At 49.5% G+C, this 5273-nt stretch carries 5 protein-coding genes; 3 read left to right on the top strand and 2 right to left on the bottom strand.

The features are described from left to right. Positions 1–1280: FAD-dependent oxidoreductase (locus Q0257_RS06820; RefSeq protein WP_298023222.1), on the bottom strand; the 1280-nt coding region annotated here is incomplete at its 3' end. Positions 1281–1607: 327 nt separating this feature from the next. Further along, complete coding sequence (locus Q0257_RS06815; RefSeq protein ID WP_298023220.1) at positions 1608–2231, bottom strand: TetR/AcrR family transcriptional regulator; 624 nt, start codon at positions 2229–2231, stop codon at positions 1608–1610. A 276-nt stretch (positions 2232–2507) separates the two neighbouring features. Here Q0257_RS06815 and Q0257_RS06810 point away from each other — a divergent pair, with 276 nt between their 5' ends. From Q0257_RS06810 to Q0257_RS06800, 3 genes are all read left to right on the top strand, one after another. After that, entirely contained in the window at positions 2508–3146 is a 639-nt protein-coding gene (locus Q0257_RS06810; RefSeq protein ID WP_298023218.1) for a helix-turn-helix domain-containing protein, read from the top strand. Continuing rightward, the gene (locus Q0257_RS06805) at positions 3143–3730 is read left to right on the top strand and encodes a UPF0323 family lipoprotein (protein ID WP_298023216.1); all 588 of its coding nucleotides are present in this window, start codon (positions 3143–3145) and stop codon (positions 3728–3730) included. The genes Q0257_RS06810 and Q0257_RS06805 overlap by 4 nt, the downstream gene beginning before the upstream one ends. Before the next feature lie 866 nt (positions 3731–4596). Further along, a partial coding sequence (locus tag Q0257_RS06800) for a glutathionylspermidine synthase family protein (RefSeq protein ID WP_298023214.1) occupies positions 4597–5273 on the top strand: 677 nt, incomplete at its 3' end.

The following is a 5273-nucleotide window of genomic DNA, read 5'->3' as shown; positions in this document are numbered from 1 at the left end:
TTTTTGAAAAAGTCTGCCTTCGCGCCCAGCGCCATGGCGATCGCCAGCTCATTAACGATCTCGTGCGCGTTTACGCAGTGAAGCGCCGCGCCTAAAATTTCTCCGCTAGCTGCGTCCACGACCGCTTTCATCATTCCCTCGTCGTGTGCTACGACCTTGGCGCCCGGCACCGCCGCCATCGAAAGCTTCAGCACCTTGATCTCGCGCCCGCTCTCTCTTGCCTGCCGCTCGCTAAGGCCGATGCGAGCTAGCGGCGTGCGGGTAAACAGCACGCTTGCATGCGGTGCGCGGTTTTTCGTAGTGCGCGCGCCGTCTCCGAAAAGCGCGCTAAAAATGATCCTAAAATCATCTAGGCTCGTGTAGGTAAACATCTCGCCGCCGCGCACGTCGCCTGCCGCGTAGATGCCGGCAGCCGAGCTTTGCAGATGCTCATTCGTGATGATATTGCCGTGCGCGTCCGTCTGCACCCCCGCAGCGGCTAAATTTAGATCGTTCGTATTCGCGCGACGACCGAGGGCATATAAAAACGCATCCGCCGCGATCGCCTTGCTCTCGCCCGCGAGGTTAAATTTTAGCTCACTGTCGTTTAAACTCAAAAACTCGCAGCCCTCGATAATCTGCACGCCTTGAGCCTCTAGAGCGGATTTGACGCTGGCGGCCACGTCCTCATCCTCGTTTTTCATAAATTTCGAGCGCATCAGCACGCTTACTTTCGAGCCGAATCCCGCAAACATCGAAGCAAACTCAAGCCCGATAAATCCGCCGCCGATGATTACTAGATGCTTCGGCAGGATCTTTAAATTTAAAATTTCTTCGCTACTATAAGCGATCTGCGAGCTTACCTCAAAGCTAGGCTCGACCTCCCTCGAGCCCGTATTTACGACGATCGTTTCTGCTGAAATTTCACGCGTTTGTCCGTCAGGACTTAACACGCGCACAGAATTCGCGCTCGTAAATGAGCCTTCGCCGTCGATTACATCGATATTCGGGTTACTCTTTAGCATGGCTAAATTTTTCGCCCTCAGCGCCTCTACGAGTTCGTCCTTTTTCTGCATGCTCAGCACGAAATACTCTCCGAGCACGCTGAAATTTACGAAGCCCGCTTCCTTGCTCGCGGTAACTAGTCGCTTGGTCGGGATGCAGCCTACGTTGATGCAGGTGCCGCCGTACATCTGCGGCGAGCGCTCGATGAGAGCGACCTTTTTGCCCAGCGCGGCGGATTTTGCGGCAAGGGTTTTGCCTGCTTTGCCAAAGCCTATTACGATGATATCATAATCCATTTTTAATCCTTTTGATCTGAAATTTCGCGGGATTATAAGAGGTTTTATTAAATTTAAAATCTGAGTGGCGCAAATTTAAAGGCGCAGGCAAGAGGCGCGAAATTTAACGGCAAAATTCTAACTTCGGCACAGAATTTAATACAGAAAATAAAAATTTCAGCTCTAATCGTTTCAAAAATTTTGCATCAATAGAATTAAAATTTTAAGCGCGGGATACGTGGCATTTTATAGCGCTTGGTAACGGATAGAATCAAATTCTAAGCCCCAAACTGCTCATAAAATTTAAAGGCGCGAAGCACGCGGAATTTGCGCTGTAAAATTCCGCCACTAACGCTTTTTTACGCCGAGCAAAAACATATCGATGCGGTCCTTGATTAGCTCGATCGCTTTGAAATTTAGCTTTTCGTCGAAAAATAGCAGCCTGCTAAAATGCGGCTCTCTAAGCAAAAAGCAAAAATATAGCGCCAGGCTTTTTGCCGTGCGTCCGGGCGCAAACTCGTCCGCATGCGCCGCCAAATACTCATCCAGCGCATTCGGCGAACCTAGCACGCCGCTTTTTAAAAAGATTTTTGGGCTCTCGCTAAGCGCACCGTTAAAGCCGCTGAAAAGTATCAGTCGGTAGAATTTTATCGCCTCCGGAGCGAAAAGAAACTCCAGATAAATCCCTGCAAACTCCTGCAGATACTCACGCAATTTTAGGTCTTTGTTGATTCGCATGCGCTCGTTCATGCGCTCATCGAGCTTTTTGCTTTGCAGTTCGATGATGCGCAAAAATAGGCTTTCTTTGTTATCAAAATACTTATAAACCGACGATAGCGAGCCACCGCTAAGCTCGATAATATCGCTTAAGCTCGTAGCCTCGTAACCTTTGGCTAAAAACAGCTCCAGCGCCGCGTCTAAAATGAGCTTACAGCGAATTTCGGATTTTTTATATTTAGGCGATTCGGGCATTTCGCCTCCTTTGAAATACTAAAATTTTTTGTAAGTGTATAAAAAATATACTTAATTAAGCAACATTATTAGGCTAAAATTCTAAAAGCTTAGCAAAAAATAATTTACGCGGCTTTGCAAGCGAAGCGAAATTTTATATCGTGCAAGCGCAAGCGAGCGGAATTTATCGCGCGCCAGCTGCGGCAAGGCGGAATCTATCTTCGTAAACGAAGCGTTTAATGCCTATTTTAGGCAAATTTAGCAATAATTACCTAAAACGCTAAAAGGCATCTTTGTATGAAAAAAGTCTCGATCGGCGAAGCAGCCGAAATTTTAGGAATTTCAAAAGAAGCCGTCTACAACCGCATCCGCAGAAATTCCTTGCGCGCCGAGGAAAGCGGCGGCGTACGCTACGTGCTTTTAGATGATGAAATGCAACAAAGCGAGCCCACTTCGCAAAGCTCTGCGAAAAGCCCGCGCACTGGCGGCACAGCTGGCACTCAAAGCTTCATCGACTATCTCATCAAAGAAATCTCCGAACTAAAGGTCAAAATCGAAGCGCTGCAAAGCGATAAGGACAGACTTCACAAAGAAAAAGAGGAAATTTTAATCGCCTCGAAAGATGAAATCAAGCTGATGTATAAAGAGCGCGACGAGAAGCTTAGGTATTTTTTATCATTTTTCGACAAACCGTTGCTTTCGAGCAAAAGCCGCGAGGCCAAACCCTACGATGTCGAAATCAAAGAAAAAACCTTCGATCGTAGCGAATGGACGAGCCTTGCAAAATTCGTAAAATCGCTCAAACGCAAAAAGCGCCTCAAAGCGCAAAGCCTAATCATCGAAAACATCGGCAAGAGCGAGTTTATCCGCGTCGAGGGAAACGAGCTTTTGATAAATCAAAGCTTAGATATAAAATCATTGAAAGGAAAAAAATGAAACTACGCAAAATCGCTAGCTATGCGCTGGTAAGCGGCTTCGGGCTCGTTATGGCGGGCTCGCTAGCAGGCTGCGACGATAGGGGGCAGGAGCAAAACGTCCGCTTGCAAGAGGGCGCGCTCGTGCGGCTCGAAGAGATCGCGCCGGGAAAATATAAAATTTTAGAAGAATTTCCGAGCGAAAAGACCCAGATCATCTTAAAATCGCTCGACGGCACGGAGAGAATTTTAAGCGATGAGGAAACCAAAGCCCTTCTAGCCGAAGAAAACGCCAAAATCGACGCCGGCACTTCAAATTTAACCAACCAAAACGCGCAGCTTAGCAGCGGCGGCATGAGCCTGGGTGAAGCGATCTTGGCAAGCGCTGCAGGCGCCATCATCGGCTCGTGGATCGGCGGCAAGCTGTTTAACAACTCAGCCTACCAAAGCCAGCGCCAAACCGCCTATAAAAGCCCGAGCGCATATTCTAGAAGCGTCGATAGCTTCAATCAAGCAAAGCAGCAAAACGATAAGGCGCGAAGCGGCAGAAGCGGTTTTTTCGGCGGAAGCAAGAGCGGCAAGAGCGGTGGATTTTTCGGCGGCTAAGCGCGCTTTGAAACATACGGCGGCTCTGCGCGGCGAGTTTAAATTTTAATGCACGACGCTTGAAAGCGAGCAAAATTCCGTCGCAGCAGAATTTTAGCTAAAACGAAAGCGCGCTACGTGCTGCACGTCTTTGGTAAAATTTGATACGGCAAAATTCCGTATCGCTCGGGGGCAATGTCCTACGGCTGCGTTGCCTCTAGAGAAATTTTACGGCGCACGTAGCGGTTCGCAATCCTTACGCGGCGAGGTTGTCAAGATAAAATTCCGCGCCGCTATGCGCATAGCAGTTTGTAATTATTGCCGCGACGATGTTATGACGAGGCGGAATTCGCGCCCGCTGCCGAGCGCATCGGATCGCATTTTTTACTGAGGCGTTGCCGCGGGGCGAAATTTTGATATGAAAGGCAGCGTCGTGCGGTAAAATTTTATATTGCGACGCGACGTTAAGGCGAGCGAGGCCGTGCTACGACGGGAGTTTTAATTACCGCATCCGCAATCGGAATTTCGTATCGCAGTGCTTCTTGCGGCAAATTTTATATCGCCTAGCGGTGCTAAAGTGAGTAAATTTTACCCGAGCGAAATCCAGGTAGCAGCGGCGCATGATCAAGTCGTGCCACAGTTTTTGAGAAAGCCGAGGAAGGGCTATTTGCAAGGGTGTATTTCTTGCAAAAGAGGTGCCGCTCTGCGGCGGAGCAATGCACCGCTCGCCCGCCGAGCTCTGATTAACTGGTGCGCTTAGAGGTGCGAGCCATAGCTCGCGTTTTATTCTGCTTTGCTGCGCTCGCAAGATACGCCGGCAGCGACTAGCGCTATGTTTGTTTTACGCTGCGGGCGGAATTTTAAAATTTACATAAAAAGGAAAATCTATGCAACTAAAAAAGATAACGCCGTTAAGCAACGAATATCTCGAAAAGCTCGGCTTTTACTGGCACACGGACGCAGACGAGACGCCTTACGTCAGCGACGAGATCGTACGCGTGAGCGCCGCGGAGGCGGATGCGTATTATGAGGCCGCAAACGAGCTATACGAGATGTTTGTCGCGGCCGCGCAGCATGTCATCGACAACAACCTCTTCCACGAGCTCGGCATCCCCTTCAACCTCGTAGATCTAATCAAGCAAAGCTGGGAAAACGAGGTGCACTGGCACCTATACGGGCGCTTCGATTTCGCGGGCGGGCTGGACGGCAAGCCGATCAAGCTGATAGAATTTAACGCTGACACGCCTACGGCGGTGTTTGAGACTGCGATCATCCAGTGGGCGATGCTGAAAGAAAACGGCATGGACGAGGCGAGCCAGTTCAACGACCTCTACGACGCGCTGCGCGATAATTTCAAGCGGCTCGTGGTGCTTGACGGCGAGCTCGAGGACTTTTCTAAATTTTACGAAGGGTGGAAAATTCTATTTAGCAGCGTCGCGGGCAACGTCGAGGACGAAAAGACGACGAAGCTTTTGCAGCAGACCGCGGAGGATGCGGGCTTTAAGACGCGCTTTGCCTACGTGGACGAGGTGGAATTTAACGACGAAGAGGGCGTGTTTTTTGA

The sequence above is a fragment of the uncultured Campylobacter sp. genome, assembly GCF_938018035.1.
GTDB lineage: Bacteria > Campylobacterota > Campylobacteria > Campylobacterales > Campylobacteraceae > Campylobacter_B.
This window is presented reverse-complemented; position numbering and strand designations above follow the sequence as displayed.

Bases quoted from the DNA above. Each gene is read 5' to 3' on its own strand.
- Q0257_RS06815 (WP_298023220.1), bottom strand. From the start codon at position 2,231: ATGCCCGAATCGCCTAAATATAAAAAATCCGAAATTCGCTGTAAGCTC.
- Q0257_RS06810 (WP_298023218.1), top strand. From the start codon at position 2,508: ATGAAAAAAGTCTCGATCGGCGAAGCAGCCGAAATTTTAGGAATTTCA.
- Q0257_RS06805 (WP_298023216.1), top strand. From the start codon at position 3,143: ATGAAACTACGCAAAATCGCTAGCTATGCGCTGGTAAGCGGCTTCGGG.